This is a genomic window from Bdellovibrio bacteriovorus (genome assembly GCF_002208115.1).
Classification (GTDB): domain Bacteria; phylum Bdellovibrionota; class Bdellovibrionia; order Bdellovibrionales; family Bdellovibrionaceae; genus Bdellovibrio; species Bdellovibrio bacteriovorus_C.
This window is the reverse complement of record NZ_CP020946.1, coordinates 1,648,360-1,662,874: the sequence shown is the minus strand read 5'-3', so window position 1 is coordinate 1,662,874 and position 14,515 is coordinate 1,648,360. Positions and strand designations below refer to the sequence as shown.

The following is a 14,515-nucleotide window of genomic DNA, read 5'->3' as shown; positions in this document are numbered from 1 at the left end:
TTAAGCCCTTGCCCGGGTTTTGCGACGGGAGGTCTTCTTTTTCGCCATCAGACTTTTCTGCAGCAGCGGCATCAAATCAATGACGTTGTCGGTTGTGGCGATTTTTTCCTCTTTAGCCTCACTGACCCGATGTCCCTGTCCGCCTTTGACTTTGCGCTGAATGGTTTTCATCACATCCTGATAATAGGTGTCTTTGTATTGTTCCGGCTTCCACTCGCTGGTCATGCCTTCCACAAGCTCTTCGGCCATTTTCAGCTCCTTCGGGCTGTAAGACGGTTTTTTTGCCGAAGCTGTCAGAAAATGAACCTGCTTTTCACTTTTAACTTCATGGGAAAAACGCAAAAGCTCCAGCACCAGGTACGGGCCGCGCGGCATGATCAAGGCCAGATGCTGTTTGATCCGGATAACAAGTTTTCCGATGGCGACCTTGCGGGTTCCTTCCAATGCATCCCGCAGCAGGTAATACCCTTTTTCCGCCCCTTTTTGCGGCACCAGATAATAAGGCCGGTCAAAGAACATCGGATCCACCTCATCCAACAAAACGAAATCCTCGATGTCGATGGTTTGTGTGGCTTTGACATTGGCTTTCTTCAGCTCGGCCTCGGTCATGATGACGTAGCGCCCGGACTGATATTCATAGCCTTTCACGATACGGTCACTGGGAACTTCTTTGCCGGTTTTGGCGCTGACCTTCAGATAGCGGATGCGCGAGAGGTCTTTTTTGTCCAGCATGGAAAAATGAACCTCTTTTTCGCTTTGAGCACTCTGCAGACTAACTGGAATATTCAAAAGCCCAAAACTGATAGAGCCTTTCCAAATACTTGCCGCCATAAAGTTCTCCTTTTAAAAAGGACAAACCATCAGTGGCATTTTGAAAAGCCTTAAGGCCGCCTTTTGCCAACAAGCCCCGCTTTGCCCGTCCAGTCCAGTGGGAAAAGACAATCACTCCAGCCGATAGTGAATGGGTTTGCAATGAAAGTGATTTGTTTCCGGATGAGAGCACGCGGTCAGCCCCACATGCAGATCCATTTGCGCTTGCAGCAGAATATAGTCCCCCGCTCGCGCCAAGGGAGGCTGAATGGAAATCAACCCCAGAGAATCCACAGCCACATTCATAAAAAGATTGAATGTGGTGCCGACTGTATCACCCTCGACCCCCAGTTCCTGAAAGGCCCGCACCAGGTTTTCGTGACAACTGGGATGATAATGGGAGCTTCCCGAAACGATTTGAAACATGCGCAAACTGCAGGGGGTCATCAAAAAATCATGTCGCCCGCAACTGTCCTGCAGAACCGACAACATCACATTGCTGCGGTTGGAATAAAGATCATGACCTTGAGTCAAATAGATGGTGTCGTTATAATCAATAGAGCGCCCACTGGACAACGTTTCGGTGACATCAGAAACTGCATAGCAAAAAAGGTCCGCCACCTGCATATCCTCTGGGGTGACCACCCGAAGCTTTTGGCCCTTACTCATTCGGAATCCTGCCCCTTGCTGGGCGGGAATCCGGCAAAATGGAGAAAGACGACTTACTTCCACAGCTTGCTCCGCAAAATTCCCAGCCCCTTCGTGAAAGGACATTTCCAATCGGGAGGATTGTTACGTCCCGAAAACTGAATGCTTTCCCACGACTCATTGTAAGTTTCAGCCATCGGGTTGACCGACCCCTGAAAGCGCCGATCCCGGTCACGGTTGACTTTTACCATGGCATCGTAGGTCCCCTTTTTCATCAGCTCGGTGAACTGACTGTAAAGATTAAACACCAGAACATTGTAAGGAAGCCGCCTGGAAATGCGACTGGCCGCGGGATGCAGACCCACGACAAAATACGCACTGCCATCCAGACTGAAACAGAAATTCTGTTCCTCGGGATTGTCACTGAACTGAGGATCCCAGCTACCGGCAATAGTTTCGTCTTCCCACAGGGCCGAAAGCTCGCGCCACATCTTTCGTTCGAACTCTTCTTCGGTGTTAGCCCGGTCATTGGGATAGATGGCAAAGTAGCTTAGGTAAGGCACCTGACTTTGCCGCTGCTCGTGTTTAAATCGTATCAGGTTCAGCGCAAGGCGATGCCGGGAATCCCCGGTGCCGAAGTCCTCATAGACGTCAAAAGTGTAGTCCCGGTGATGCAGCGCCTGAATAGCGGCCACGCAGGGGTAATGACGTTGATTTATCAGGGATTTAAGGTCGGCTTCAATTTGATGGGTTTCCATAAGGCATTGTCTGTGTCGGTTGAGCCCCTAACAAGGTCGGGCTTCGTGTCTTTCCGCACTCCCGTTCCGACAGAGAATATTGGATGTCAAAAGCCAATAAAGGGTGCTATGGTATTACCCATGCAAAATAAAGTCGTAAAAATCGGAAATATTGAAGTAGCGAACAACAAGCCATTTGTTTTGTTTGCAGGCCTGAATGTCCTGGAATCCCGCGATCTGGCCATGCAAGTGTGTGAGCACTTCGTTAAAATCACCGACAAACTTAATATTCCGTATGTCTTTAAGTCCTCTTTCGACAAAGCCAACCGATCCTCTATCCACTCTTACCGTGGACCGGGCATGGAAGAAGGCTTGAAGATCTTTGCGGAGCTTAAAAAAACTTTCGGCGTGAAAGTCATCACGGACGTTCACGAAATCCATCAGGCCAAACCCGTGGCGGAAGTTGTCGACGTGATCCAGCTTCCCGCCTTCTTGGCGCGCCAGACAGACCTGGTTGAAGCCATGGCCCGCACTGGCGCCGTGATCAACGTGAAGAAACCGCAGTTCCTGAGCCCAGGACAGATGGGTAACATCGTTGATAAATTTGAAGAGTGCGGTAATGACAAAATCATTCTGTGTGATCGTGGTACGAACTTTGGTTACGACAATCTGGTCGTGGATACCTTGGGCTTTAACATCATGAAGAAAGTTTCCAAAGGCAGCCCGGTGATTTTGGATGCGACCCATGCCCTGCAGTGCCGTGATCCATTTGGTGCAGCGTCTGGTGGCCGCCGTGGCCAGGTGGCAGAATTGTCCCGCGCGGGTCTTGCCGTAGGCCTTGCAGGTCTTTTCATCGAAAGCCATCCAAATCCAGACAAAGCCCTTTGCGACGGACCGTCGGCGTTGCCTCTTTCCAAAGTAGAGCCATTCCTGCAGCAAATGAAAGCTCTGGACGATCTGGTAAAATCCTTCCCAGAACTAAACACCGAAAACTAAAAGGTACCTCTTGCGGCACCCTCCACAGGAGGGCCCACCGCAATTTTGCTTAAGCAGTGCGCAAAAGCCCCATCACTGGGGCTTTTACTTTTTCAGATCCTGAACGTCGTAGACATAAAGCCCCGACTCGCGAAGTTCATACTTCACATCATTTCCCAGAACATCAATGCCATACCGCTGTCCCCACGATGCCGAGTCGGTCACCGGGTTCTGACGTTTTTGGAACGCGGGACGAGGATCAAGCTCCATCACATCCACGATCAGGGCACGCAGGTTCTGCTTCCCTTGAGGATCACGTTTTAGAATTTCATTTTCAGCTTCATCCGAAAAAATAACCGGATAACGAGGAATAGGTGCAGACGCCCACCCTGCACTGGCCTGGGGAATTGAATCCGCATAAGCAATGTAGGGTTTGATATCCAGCACGGGCGTGCCATCGACCAGATCCACACCGCCGATGTGAATCTCAGGGCCACCTTCGGCATCAAAATCAATTTTTTCAACTAAGACTGCAGAAAGCCCGATGGGATTCGGGCGGTGCGGAGAACGCGAAGCCAGAACACCGACTTTGCGGTTGCCACCCAATCGTGGCGGACGAATGCTGGGTTTCCAGCCCTTGCCACCATGATCATGAAAGACAAAGACAATCCAGATATGAGTGAATTCTTCCAGCGAACGCAGAGCGGTTTTCAAATCCGGATCGGGGTTGATTTTAATCACCCCTTTGGCCTGCGCCGCAAGCCCGGGCTGGCGCGGAACTCCGAATCTGTCTTTGAACGGAGTTCTCACCACACCTATTGCCGAAAATTCAAAAACCTCTCCCAGCTGTTTCATTATCTTGGCAGATTGGTGACGCCGATTTTGATCGTCTGACCATCGATGTCTGACGTCTCGGTGTGCTTGCCGTTAGGCTCTGCCGTCAACGCCAGAATATTCAGATTCTTCGTCAGGGTTTCACCTGTGATCATGTCCTTGTGGGCATTCAATGCCTCCAACAAAGCACCGTCACAAGCAATTTCCAAAGTGATCTTGTCATCCATCTGGAAGTCCGCCGTTTTACGGGCCACCTGGATCTTACGCATGATCTCTCGAGCCAGACCTTCACGCTCCTGCTCTGGAGTCACCGTTGGGTCCACCTCAATGGATACAATCTGATGCACGGACAAATTCGCGTTGTCACCTTTAGGTGCACGACGGATCTCCACATCAGACAGACTGATTTCCTCACCTTCGATGACCACAGTACCGCCGCCTTCAAGCTTCAGGATGTTTTCCAGGGACAGGGACATGATACCTGCGCCCACAGCTTTCATCTTAGGCCCCAGACGTTTACCCAACACCGGGAAGTTCGCCTTGGCAGACACCTGAACGAATTGATCTTCATTCGGGTTGTAGACAACTTTGCGGAAGTTCAGTTCGTCCACGAAGAACGGTTCGAACTTTTTCAAAGTTTCCAGAAGCTCTGCACTTCTGTGGATGATCTTGATTTCATTCAGCGGGATTTTTGCTTTCACGCCGATTTTTTCACGGTGATTGCGCCCCAGGGTCACCAATGTGTCCATGGCTTTTACGGCTTCTTCCAGCTCAGGACGAAGCATGGAAAGATCTGCCGTCGGGAAGGATTCCAAATGAACAGAGTCTTTCTTGTCTTTCAGAACCTGCGCCAGATTCTTGTAAGTCACCTCTGACATGAACGGAGCAAACGGAGCCATCAGACGTGACAAGGTCACCAGAACCTCGTGCAAAGTCTCGTAAGCATAGCGTTTGGTTTCCGGCATGCCGTCTTGCCAGAACAAGCTGCGGTTGAAGCGGATGTAGGTGTTCGTCAGGTCTTCAATGAACTGAAGCAAATGAGGCACAACGTTGTACAGACGATAGGCGTCCATTTCTTTGTGCGTGTTTGCAATCAGACCATTCAGACGGGACAAAACCCACTGGTCCAGAATGTTCGGTGACTTCTTCGCATCGCCTTTTGGAACAAAGCCATCGATATTGGCATAGTTCGCAAAGAAGGAATAAGAGTTCCACCATCTTAGCAAAATCTTACGAACGATATCGTAAACGCCTTTTTCAGAGAACTTCAATTCCTGAGCCTTCACCACCGGAGAATCAATCAAGTACAAACGCAAAGCATCCGCACCGTGCTGATTCAACACTTCCATTGGATCCGGATAGTTTTTCAAAGACTTGGACATCTTGCGACCGTCTTCAGCCAGAACCAAACCGTTCACCACCACGTTTTTGAATGGAGCCTGATTGAACAACGCCGTTCCGATGATGGAAAGCGTGTAGAACCAACCGCGCGTCTGATCCAGACCTTCTGCGATGAAATCTGCCGGGAAGGCTTTTTTGAAATCTTCCACAGACGTTTCAGGATAACCCCATTGAGCATAAGGCATGGAGCCGGATTCAAACCAACAATCCAATACGCCGTCCACACGCTTCAACGGCGATTTGCCAGTTGGTGATGGGATGGTGATTTTATCCACAAATTCAATGTGCAAATCGTCGACCTTCTGGCCGGAGAGTTTTTCAAGCTCCGCGCGGGAACCAACACAAATCACTTCGCCTTCGGCATTTCGCCAGATTGGCAGTGGTGTCCCCCAGAAACGATTGCGTGAAATCGCCCAGTCACGAGCGCCTTCCAGCCAGTTTCCGAAGCGGCCATCACGCAGATGATCCGGAACCCAGGAAGTTTGTTTGTTGTTTGCAATCAGCTCTTCTTTGATTTTTTCAACAGCCACAAACCAAGAAGACACCGCACGATAAATCAGCGGTGTGTCGGAACGATAACAGAACGGGTAACTATGCTGAATAGTATCTTGCTTAAACAGGTTCCCGCGTTTTTTAAGATCCGCGATGATATCTTTATCAGCTTCCTTCACGCGTTTTCCTGCGTAATCAGGAACTTCCGCAGTGAACATACCATCGTCATCCACTGGATTGACCATCGGGATGCCTGCTTTCGCACAAGCATAGTAATCCTCTTCACCGAATGCAGGCGCCATGTGCACCACACCGGTACCACTTTCCGTGGTCACGTGATCCGAAGAGATAATACGGAAAGCACCCTTGTCAGCACGATCGCCGAAGTATGGGAAGAGAGGCTCGTAAGTCAGACCCACAAGCTCTGTGCCCTTCATCATCTGAAGAACTTCCACTTCCTCGTCCGCTTTCTTGAAGACGGAAGAAAGCAAAGCCTGCGCCATGATCAGCTTGCGGCCCGTGGCTTTTTCCTGAACCTTGACGTATTCGATATCATTCCCCACAGCCAACGCCAGGTTGGAAGGCAAGGTCCAAGGAGTCGTCGTCCATGCCATGATCGCTGTGTCCGGCTGATTCACCAGTTTGAACATCACAGTGATCGCTGGATCCTGAACCATTTTGTAGTTCTGATTGGCTTCAAAGTTTGAAAGCGAAGTAGAGATTCCTACAGAGTAAGGAACGACTTTGTAGCCTTCATAAATCAAACCTTTTTCAAACAACTGCTGGAACACCCACCACACCGACTGCATGAAAGACACGTCCATGGTGAAGTAAGGATTTTCCATATCCACCCAGCGCCCCACACGGCGAACCGTGGTTTTCCATTCAGTGGAATAACGTTTTACAATCGAACGACAAGCGTCGTTGTAATTGGCAACACCCATTTTGAAAACGTCTTTGCGGCTTTCAATTTTGTGAGTCTTGTTGATTTCATACTCGACCGGAAGACCGTGACAGTCCCAACCGAAACGACGAGGCACTGTGTAGCCTTTCATCGTCCAGTAACGAGGAACAACATCTTTCAAAACACCCGCCAGCAAGTGACCATAGTGCGGAAGACCGGTTGCAAACGGAGGACCGTCATAGAAGCTGTAAGTTTTTTTACCTTCAGGATTCAGTGATTGAGCAAAAATTTTCTCCTGATCCCAGAAGTCCAAAATGGTCTCTTCTTGCTTGGCAAGATTCACATCTGGTTTTACGGCTGAATACGGTGTCGAACGAGTGTTTGCATTTGTCATAGGTCCTTAATAACTATCAGGTTTTCCCAGAACTTGCACGTCTAGAAGCCCGCTTTCCGGGACCAGATTGCTGTTTTGGCAATGCGTCAGAAAATGACACTTCCCGGAGCTTGTTTAGAGAGTGAACAGGGCCCTCTTCCCTGGGACTGCATTATTTGAATCTGGTCATGGAACGGATTCTGCTAGTTAAAGCCCGATGACCAAGCTGGTTTTTCTGACCCTTATTCTGATTTCCACGGCGGCTTTCGGTAAAGCCGAGCAGGCCACCTATGGCGACCTGCGCCCCCGCCTGCTTTTACAGGCCACTGCCGACCTGTCCGAGGTGGTCACTCAACCTGAACTGCTGCAGCCCCCGGAAAAAACCGTTGCGATGACCCTGACCGAATACGGCCAGTCGCCCATCCGCAAAGGCCGCCTGTATCGCGTCAGTTACGTTCACTCTTTTGATTCCTATGGCCTGAAAGACCACAAGAAAGTCGACACCGTTTACACACTGTCTTTGGTTGAACTGGGTAAAAACCTTCAGCCCACCGGGGTCACTTACTTTGTAGGAGCCAAGGCGGATCCTGAATCGGTGATAGGCAATTTCAATATGATCCCGGACCAGCTTTACAGAAGCCCCACCTTGCAAACCGGACGCGCGGCCGTGCGGGATCATGTGGTGAATTCTGCTTCGGTGATTCTCAATGGCAAAACGATTGCGGCCTACAACAGGTTTGAGGTCGTCGCCATCAGCAAAGAGTACATCCCCTTCACTCTGGCCTTCAAATACACGCTGAAACTGCGCGAAGTCAGAACCAAGCGTATCTACACGCTGGCGGCGCCAGAGCGCCAAAAGCTTCCACTGTGGGCGCACCTGGTGGCTCCGGGGAACGAGCGCGTGATCAAGTTCCCGGGTGGCGAGCTTCACTACTAGCGTGAAGCCTTCTGATTGTCTTTTGAAATTTTAAGGCAAATTCGTGGCGCGAAGACCGTTCAGGGTGACTTCATCAAACACGTGAGTGGCGTCATTGTAGTTCCACAGGTGACCGTTTTCCAGGTCGAAGTAAACCCCGAAAAGCTCCAATCCGCGGTTTTTGATCGCATCCTGAATGAACGGGAACGAACGTAGATTCTGCAAAGAAGTCACGATGGATTCTTTTTCACAATCACGGCAGTGTGTATCCAGATCCCCATGTGGATCTTTCTCAAGAACCTTCAGCTTCGCTGTTTCCGCGATGGTCATCCACTGCGCCACAAAGCCGCCCTTAAGGACGTTTTCAGGCTGGAACAGAGAGCGGATACCACCACATTGACGGTGCCCCAGAACCACGATGTTTTCGACTTTCAAATTGGCCACGGCAAATTCGATCGCGGCACTGACCCCGTGGAAACCCATATTGGATTCAAACGGAGGCACCAGATTAGCAACGTTGCGAACCACAAACATTTCACCCGGCGAGGACGAGAACAAAATAGCCGGATCGACACGAGAGTCGCTGCAGGCGATCATCAGCGTCTTGGGACTTTGACCGATGCTGGAAAGGTGTTCGTACAGGTGAGAATCCTGATTGTTAAAGAATCGCTGCTGAAAGCGATGAAAACCAACAACCATCTTCAGAATTTCTTTTTTAAGAGTGCGTTCCTGTAAAGCCATGGGATTTCTGTACCACCGGATTGGACAGGCGAAAAGAATTTTATACATTCTACATCAAAGAAAACCCGGCCCACCTAACCAGTTGCGTCGCATGCGTCCAAGTGCTCGAAATCACGTCGACTCCTGCTTATTTTTTAGGGTCCGTCGCACCGCCTGACAGAGCGACCGGATGGCATAAGCCTTAAAGTCATCAGCCGGATCACAGGCGTCTTCGAACACGACTTCGATGCTCTCCAGATAGTTGCAGATTTCCTTCATCGAAGGGTCCTCTTCCGCCCGGGACAACAAGGTGTCAGAAATAGACAATGCATGCCACCAGCGCTCCCAGCTTTCGACCTTGCTGGATTCTGTCGTTAGCACTTCTTCTTTTTTCATATTCATCTGATTCCCATAAAACAAAAGCAACCGCCCTGCTTCAAATTAAAGAAGCAGAACTCCATCCATAATTTTTTCCGATTTGAACAAGAAGCGGAAGAAAGGCGAGCCCAGCTCAAGCCTTTCTTCGCAAAACTACTCTGAGACAGAAAAACTAATTACAAACATAGGCTGACAATATCACAGACCCGAAAAAATGTCCACCCTCCTACAGTGCGACTTCGAGAGGTGAAAATTCATCGACAAATTCATGTTCACGCGTCGGCAGTAGTGCTACATTTTTCAGATGAAGTTATTCTTATCTTCCTACCAAATCGGAAATGCGCCCGAAAAACTGACTGAACTTATCGGTTCAAATAAGAGGGCCGCACTTATCATGAATGCGACCGATCCTTTTGGGAACGAGCAAAGACCGGACTATGTATTAAAATACAAAATGGCCTTCGCAGAGCTTGGAATCGAAATGGAAGAACTGGATCTGCGAAACTATTTTAATGCAAAAGCCGATCTGCAATCTGCTTTATCTAATTATGGATTGATGTGGGCCGCAGGCGGAAATACATTTGCCCTCGATGGGCGATGAACAAATCCGGCCTCGACACACTCCTCCCGAATTTATTACAGACATCGGATCTGGTCTATGGTGGATTCAGTGCTGGCGCCTGCGTCTTAAGCCCGACACTCAAGGGAATTCATCTAGCCGACGAACCAGAAAAAATCCCCGCAACCGAACTACAATGGGAAGGCCTCGGGCTCATTGATTTCTGCATAGCCCCACACTATCGCTCCAACCACCCAGAATCCCCAGCAATGGAAAACGTCGTAGCCTACTACAAAACCCACAACATCAAATACAAAACCCTCCACGACGGCGAAGCCATTCGCATCAACCAAGGAAAAACAGAACTCGTAGGACACCCAACCCCCTGAGCTTCCACCCACGCAGTGAACGGCCCTCTGCGCGCAGCGCTCTTTGGGGCTCTTGCCCTCATTGGCAAGTTCCGCAGGCCTTTGCAGTAAACTAAAACACCCAAAGACGCCGACGAACCCAAAAGCGACCTAAACTAGTAAAATAAAGAAAAGAGCGAGGACTGTCCGAAGCCAAGGAGGGCAAGAGCCCCAAAGAGTGGTGCGCGGAGAGGGACTTGAACCCTCACGCTTGCGCATACGCCCCTCAAACGTACGTGTCTACCAATTCCACCATCCGCGCGCACCTATAAGAAATTCTGATAGAGGGAACAACTAATTAACCATTTTGACCCCTCAGAGTCAATAGGATGCCCATTGGGCCCCGGCCAGTAACTAGACCTTTTTTTGCCCACAAATTTAGCAAAAAAGATTAACCCCAACCCCACCCCTCCCTGTCACCCCACCCCTCCCTGTCATATCAATAAGAGCACGGACGCTCTTACAAACGGAAACAAGGGGACGCTAGGATGGCACCTCAGGAATCCGAGGCCAAGGAAGGCCGCAAAAAGTAAAGGAAGGAGAGTACATGACAGACTTACAAGATGTAGCGATGTTCTGCCTCTTCTACTCGGGAGTCGTGATGTACGCTCTCTGGATAACGGTGGCACGAAGCCCCGCCCGGGTTGAAGCAAGGAAAAGACGATACTGAAACTAAAAATTTATTTTGGGCGACTCAGTGAAGGTTTGGTGGTTCCCTTCACACGAGTCCGGGGGGCCGATGAGGCCCCCCATTTTATTTTCAGGCCTATTTGAGCGCGCCAAGTCATATTATTCCGCCAAGTCATATTATTCCTACATTTTCATCATTAAAATTTGCCCCGATGGTCATAACTCCCTAAGGTGATTTTATGACTAAGCCTCAACCCATTCCTTTTGGAAAATCGGACTTATTCTCGCTGGGTGTAGAAGTTGAGCTTCAAATCATTCACCCGCTAACCAGAAACCTTTACCCCATATCTCCGGATATCCTGGAAGAATGGTCCTTACAAAGCCCGCATCTGAAACCTGAAATTTTTCAGAGTATGCTGGAAATCGACACCCCGATCTGCAAAAACGTGCAGGAAGTGGAATATGAACTGCTGCTAACTGGCCGCGAGCTTTCGCGTATCTGTAAAAAGCACGGTGCAAGACTTGCGACCAACGGAACCCATCCGTTCGCTCAATGGCATCATCGTATATTTTATCCATCGGATCGCTATGAGTATCTGATTGAAAGAAACCAGCACATTGCCCGCCGTCTGATGATTTACGGCCTGCATGTGCATCTGGGAATGAAAGATGGTGATCACTGCATCGCCATGATGAATGAATTCCTATACTATCTGCCGCACATGCTGGCGATGTCGGCAAGCTCCCCTTTTTGGACGGGCCACGACACAGGCCTGGCATCCTCGCGCATCACGGTGTTTGAGGCTCACCCGGCCGGAGGCACCCCGTGCCGTGTGGAAAACTGGGCGCAATTTGAAGACATCGTACAGAAATTAACCCGCAGCAAATCCATCGGAAGCTTCAAGGACATCTGGTGGGACATCCGTCCCAGCCCGAACTATGGCACACTGGAAATCCGCATCTGTGACGGTGTTCCGGGAATTCGCAAAACCACGCGCCTTGTGGCATTCATTCACCTGCTGGCCCGTCACCTGCAAAAACGTCTGGATCAGGGCATTCGCCGTCAGACGCCGGATGACTGGATGGTGCGCGAAAACAAATGGCGTGCGTCCCGCCATGGACTTGATTGCGACGTGCTGATTGATAATGATGGCTTGACCAAGAATCTTCGCGCGGACATCAACGATCTGCTGTCCGCGATGAAAGAGGATGCCGCCGAGATGGGCTACACAGAATATCTAAAACAACTGGTCGAAGAGGATCTGACCCATCCTTCCTATGAAATCCAGCGCGCCCTGTTTGAGAAAACCGGATCACTTGAAGATGTCGTCGACTCACTTTGCGACGTCTTTGAAAAGGACCTCGACGTCGTCTGATGGCAGAGCCCTTGCTTTGTTAAGACGGCATGCAAGGGTTCTTTTCCAATACCTTTATAAAGCTTCTAAAAGCGGTGTTTGTCACATTCGTGGTCAGCCTGTTGCCGTTCTTTGCCTCCGCAGAGAACTTCGACACCTGCATGGACCACGCCCTGACAAACTCGTTCCCGCGTATTGCTGTGGGGGAAAAGTCGCGTCTCTTTGTGAGATGCTCCTCTGAAAAGAGCCAGCCCGAGGCCGGTCAGCCGCGCCCACGCTATACCACCTCTGAAATCAAAGCCCTCAGTCAGGCTTTTGAAAACATCACTGATTGTCTGGAGATTGATCCACAGTGGCTGTTCCCGAAATTGATGATGGAAAGCGGTTTTCACGTGCAGATTCAGAATCCCAATGGGGACGCCGGCATCGGGCAACTGACCGGAAAAGCCATCGCGGATGTGGATCAGGTGCTGCCTGCCTACAAGGAGCAGATCTTTAAAAGCCGCAAAAAATCCTGCCAGTGGATCAAATCCCGCACCCAGTACCGGGGCGCCAGCTTCTGGCGTCCGTTGCTGAAAGAAAGCAAATGCTCTTTGATGTCAAAGAACTCGAACCCGGTGAAAAACCTGCTTTATGCCGGGATCTTTCACAAACTGAATGAAAAATATGTCGACAACGAATTCGCCAAACGCAACATCCCGGCCCTGCTGCGCGAAGCGGGATATCCCCGTCAGGATTATGTTCAGATCAAACGCATTCTGATCACCCTGGGATACAACACGGGCGGGGCTGTGGCCGTAAAAAATCTGCAGGACTACCTTTTCAGTCGCGTGGATTTCATTCGTCGCAAAAGCCAGGAATTCAACATTCAGTTGCTGGGAAGCCTGACCGAAGAAGACCGCGCCCAGGCGCTGTCCTATGTCCAAGCCAAAGACTTTGATTTCAAAAAGGGTCTGGCAGAATTCCACAAACACAAAAACAATCTGAAACAACAATTGCGCGAACAAAACCGCCAATTGAACGAAACACAAATCGACGTGGCGGTTTCACGAGTGCTGAGAAACGTTTCGGCCTCGATGTACAGCTTCCCTGAATGGCTGCAAGTGTGGCAAAGCCACGGAGGCCCGGGCTATGTTTCAAGTCTTGCCCAGACAGCCGTGCATCTTGAAAAACGCTTCGGCCGCACCTGTTCAAATCCCGACAACTATCGTGTGATTGAATAACGAAATTGGTCGCTGTCTCAAACTGAAACGCCGCCACCTCCGCCGAAACCACCAGGATAAATATCAGGACCGCAAAGCAGGCACCGCTTTTGAATGGAACTCTGGTATGGGTTACAGTATGTGGATTCTATTATTGGTTCTAAGTTTTGCCAGATTTGCCTGGGCCACCGGGGATCTGGTTCGTCTGTATGAATGGAGTCCGGGAAACACCCTGGCGCCCATCATTCTTCCTGTGAAGTCCGGTGAAACACCAGAACAGGCCGCCACCCGCTATATGCGCGAGCTGCAAAGACAACCCGAACTGATGGAGCTATTCGAAGGAAGAACTCCGGACCTGGCTTTGTCGGGTTTTAAACCATTAAATGAAAATTCCCGCGAATCGCGCGCGCTTTTGATTGCGAATCTTCCCAAAGATTACGGCATGAATTCCCAGCGCGTGATCAATTTTAAAAAAATCTTTGCGCAAAGCCGTCATAGCTCGTTCATTCTTCCCATGAACGCCAACCTGGGACTGAGCCTTGAAGAAACCCGCGATCTGTTCAAACAAATCTCGGAAAAATTCCCATTCATGGTGGCCATGGGGGGTGATGACGTTGAGCCGACTCTTTATAAAAAACAAAACACTCACTCCCGCAACACCATCCCGACGCGCGATCAGTTCGAGATTCAACTGATCAAGTCTTATGTTGCACAGGAAAAAGGCTTCCTGCTGGGGGTCTGCAGGGGTTCTCAGATTTCGGCGGTGGCCTTGGGCTATCAGTTGATGCAGGATGTGCCTTTCCACGTGGGCGACAAAGTCAGCCACGGAAATGACTGGCATGAAATTCAGGTTCATAAAACCAAACACAACATTCTGGGTTCACTGGTGCCAAACGCGGATGGAAAACTATTGGTAAATTCATTACACCATCAGGCAGTGATCTATAAAGAAAATGGTCCATTACAACTGGCCGCGCAGGGACATGACGGAGTCACCGAAGCCACCGAGTTTAAAAACGGCCGGGGCCTGCTTTTGCAGTTCCACCCGGAACTCATGAACAATCAACTGGGATCCAAGATCCTTTGGCGTATTGTGCAGCAAAAGAACGTCGTGATGCCTTCCCGTTGCTCCAAGATCTTTGCTCTGTAACACAGCCAGACGGTCCACTAATCT

Annotated in this window: 14 protein-coding genes and 1 tRNA gene; 7 read left to right on the top strand and 8 right to left on the bottom strand. The window is 50.1% G+C overall.

The window, feature by feature from the left end:
- From ku to gntA, 3 genes are all read right to left on the bottom strand, one after another.
- Positions 1–831, bottom strand: coding sequence for a non-homologous end joining protein Ku (gene ku / locus B9G79_RS07915; RefSeq protein WP_088565037.1), 831 nt, complete (start codon positions 829–831; stop codon positions 1–3).
- A 111-nt stretch (positions 832–942) separates the two neighbouring features.
- Positions 943–1,479, bottom strand: coding sequence for a DUF1989 domain-containing protein (locus tag B9G79_RS07910; protein WP_232469273.1), 537 nt, complete (start codon positions 1,477–1,479; stop codon positions 943–945).
- A gap of 53 nt (positions 1,480–1,532) precedes the next feature.
- On the bottom strand, positions 1,533–2,216 hold the full coding sequence (gene gntA, locus B9G79_RS07905; protein WP_088565035.1) for a guanitoxin biosynthesis heme-dependent pre-guanitoxin N-hydroxylase GntA: 684 nt from the start codon (positions 2,214–2,216) through the stop codon (positions 1,533–1,535).
- 120 nt (positions 2,217–2,336) lie between these two features.
- On the opposite strand from gntA, the gene kdsA reads away from it, so the two are divergent.
- Positions 2,337–3,191 (top strand): 3-deoxy-8-phosphooctulonate synthase, encoded by an 855-nt coding sequence (kdsA, locus tag B9G79_RS07900; protein WP_088565034.1) that lies wholly within the window; start codon positions 2,337–2,339, stop codon positions 3,189–3,191.
- A gap of 84 nt (positions 3,192–3,275) precedes the next feature.
- Here the strand turns inward: kdsA and tsaA are convergent, their stop codons facing one another.
- Positions 3,276–4,025 carry a tRNA (N6-threonylcarbamoyladenosine(37)-N6)-methyltransferase TrmO gene (gene tsaA, locus B9G79_RS07895; protein WP_088565033.1) on the bottom strand — a complete coding sequence of 250 codons (750 nt, stop codon included), beginning with the start codon at positions 4,023–4,025 and terminating at the stop codon, positions 3,276–3,278.
- Positions 4,025–7,195 carry an isoleucine--tRNA ligase gene (ileS, locus tag B9G79_RS07890; RefSeq protein ID WP_088565032.1) on the bottom strand — a complete coding sequence of 1,057 codons (3,171 nt, stop codon included), beginning with the start codon at positions 7,193–7,195 and terminating at the stop codon, positions 4,025–4,027. Before ileS ends, tsaA begins: the two co-directional genes overlap by 1 nt.
- A 196-nt stretch (positions 7,196–7,391) precedes the next feature.
- Between ileS and B9G79_RS07885 the strand changes: the two genes are divergently transcribed.
- Positions 7,392–8,111 carry a hypothetical protein gene (locus B9G79_RS07885; protein ID WP_088565031.1) on the top strand — a complete coding sequence of 240 codons (720 nt, stop codon included), beginning with the start codon at positions 7,392–7,394 and terminating at the stop codon, positions 8,109–8,111.
- A gap of 30 nt (positions 8,112–8,141) precedes the next feature.
- Here B9G79_RS07885 and B9G79_RS07880 read toward each other — a convergent pair whose 3' ends face one another.
- Together B9G79_RS07880 and B9G79_RS07875 are read right to left on the bottom strand one after the other, a co-directional pair.
- Positions 8,142–8,831, bottom strand: a complete 690-nt coding sequence (locus B9G79_RS07880) for a carbonic anhydrase (RefSeq protein ID WP_232469272.1) — start codon at positions 8,829–8,831, stop codon at positions 8,142–8,144.
- 111 nt (positions 8,832–8,942) lie between these two features.
- Positions 8,943–9,212: a hypothetical protein gene (locus B9G79_RS07875; RefSeq protein WP_232469271.1), complete on the bottom strand. Its 270-nt coding sequence runs from the start codon at positions 9,210–9,212 to the stop codon at positions 8,943–8,945.
- A 280-nt stretch (positions 9,213–9,492) separates the two neighbouring features.
- Here B9G79_RS07875 and B9G79_RS18485 point away from each other — a divergent pair, with 280 nt between their 5' ends.
- Both B9G79_RS18485 and B9G79_RS18480 read left to right on the top strand, forming a co-directional pair.
- Positions 9,493–9,789, top strand: coding sequence for a Type 1 glutamine amidotransferase-like domain-containing protein (locus B9G79_RS18485; RefSeq protein WP_088565028.1), 297 nt, complete (start codon positions 9,493–9,495; stop codon positions 9,787–9,789).
- Positions 9,786–10,136 (top strand): Type 1 glutamine amidotransferase-like domain-containing protein, encoded by a 351-nt coding sequence (locus tag B9G79_RS18480; RefSeq protein ID WP_088565027.1) that lies wholly within the window; start codon positions 9,786–9,788, stop codon positions 10,134–10,136. Before B9G79_RS18485 ends, B9G79_RS18480 begins: the two co-directional genes overlap by 4 nt.
- A 197-nt stretch (positions 10,137–10,333) precedes the next feature.
- Here B9G79_RS18480 and B9G79_RS07860 read toward each other — a convergent pair.
- A tRNA-Leu gene (locus tag B9G79_RS07860) sits at positions 10,334–10,416 on the bottom strand.
- A 607-nt stretch (positions 10,417–11,023) separates the two neighbouring features.
- On the opposite strand from B9G79_RS07860, the gene B9G79_RS07855 reads away from it, so the two are divergent.
- From B9G79_RS07855 to B9G79_RS07845, 3 genes are all read left to right on the top strand, one after another.
- Positions 11,024–12,160: a carboxylate-amine ligase gene (locus B9G79_RS07855; RefSeq protein WP_088565026.1), complete on the top strand. Its 1,137-nt coding sequence runs from the start codon at positions 11,024–11,026 to the stop codon at positions 12,158–12,160.
- Positions 12,161–12,189: 29 nt separating this feature from the next.
- The gene (locus B9G79_RS07850; RefSeq protein WP_088565025.1) at positions 12,190–13,362 is read left to right on the top strand and encodes a hypothetical protein; all 1,173 of its coding nucleotides are present in this window, start codon (positions 12,190–12,192) and stop codon (positions 13,360–13,362) included.
- Between the two features lie 118 nt (positions 13,363–13,480).
- Positions 13,481–14,491, top strand: coding sequence for a gamma-glutamyl-gamma-aminobutyrate hydrolase family protein (locus B9G79_RS07845; RefSeq protein ID WP_232469270.1), 1,011 nt, complete (start codon positions 13,481–13,483; stop codon positions 14,489–14,491).
- Positions 14,492–14,515: the final 24 nt, after the last annotated feature.

What these genes read in the sequence shown, in the direction of transcription:
- B9G79_RS07845 (WP_232469270.1), top strand. Translation starts at nt 13,481, where the DNA reads ATGTGGATTCTATTATTGGTTCTAAGTTTTGCCAGATTTGCCTGGGCC.
- ku (WP_088565037.1), bottom strand. Translation starts at nt 831, where the DNA reads ATGGCGGCAAGTATTTGGAAAGGCTCTATCAGTTTTGGGCTTTTGAAT.
- B9G79_RS07880 (WP_232469272.1), bottom strand. Translation starts at nt 8,831, where the DNA reads ATGGCTTTACAGGAACGCACTCTTAAAAAAGAAATTCTGAAGATGGTT.
- B9G79_RS07855 (WP_088565026.1), top strand. Translation starts at nt 11,024, where the DNA reads ATGACTAAGCCTCAACCCATTCCTTTTGGAAAATCGGACTTATTCTCG.
- ileS (WP_088565032.1), bottom strand. Translation starts at nt 7,195, where the DNA reads ATGACAAATGCAAACACTCGTTCGACACCGTATTCAGCCGTAAAACCA.
- B9G79_RS07885 (WP_088565031.1), top strand. Translation starts at nt 7,392, where the DNA reads ATGACCAAGCTGGTTTTTCTGACCCTTATTCTGATTTCCACGGCGGCT.
- B9G79_RS18480 (WP_088565027.1), top strand. Translation starts at nt 9,786, where the DNA reads ATGAACAAATCCGGCCTCGACACACTCCTCCCGAATTTATTACAGACA.
- B9G79_RS07875 (WP_232469271.1), bottom strand. Translation starts at nt 9,212, where the DNA reads ATGAATATGAAAAAAGAAGAAGTGCTAACGACAGAATCCAGCAAGGTC.
- gntA (WP_088565035.1), bottom strand. Translation starts at nt 2,216, where the DNA reads ATGGAAACCCATCAAATTGAAGCCGACCTTAAATCCCTGATAAATCAA.
- tsaA (WP_088565033.1), bottom strand. Translation starts at nt 4,025, where the DNA reads ATGAAACAGCTGGGAGAGGTTTTTGAATTTTCGGCAATAGGTGTGGTG.
- B9G79_RS18485 (WP_088565028.1), top strand. Translation starts at nt 9,493, where the DNA reads ATGAAGTTATTCTTATCTTCCTACCAAATCGGAAATGCGCCCGAAAAA.
- B9G79_RS07910 (WP_232469273.1), bottom strand. Translation starts at nt 1,479, where the DNA reads ATGAGTAAGGGCCAAAAGCTTCGGGTGGTCACCCCAGAGGATATGCAG.
- B9G79_RS07850 (WP_088565025.1), top strand. Translation starts at nt 12,190, where the DNA reads ATGCAAGGGTTCTTTTCCAATACCTTTATAAAGCTTCTAAAAGCGGTG.
- kdsA (WP_088565034.1), top strand. Translation starts at nt 2,337, where the DNA reads ATGCAAAATAAAGTCGTAAAAATCGGAAATATTGAAGTAGCGAACAAC.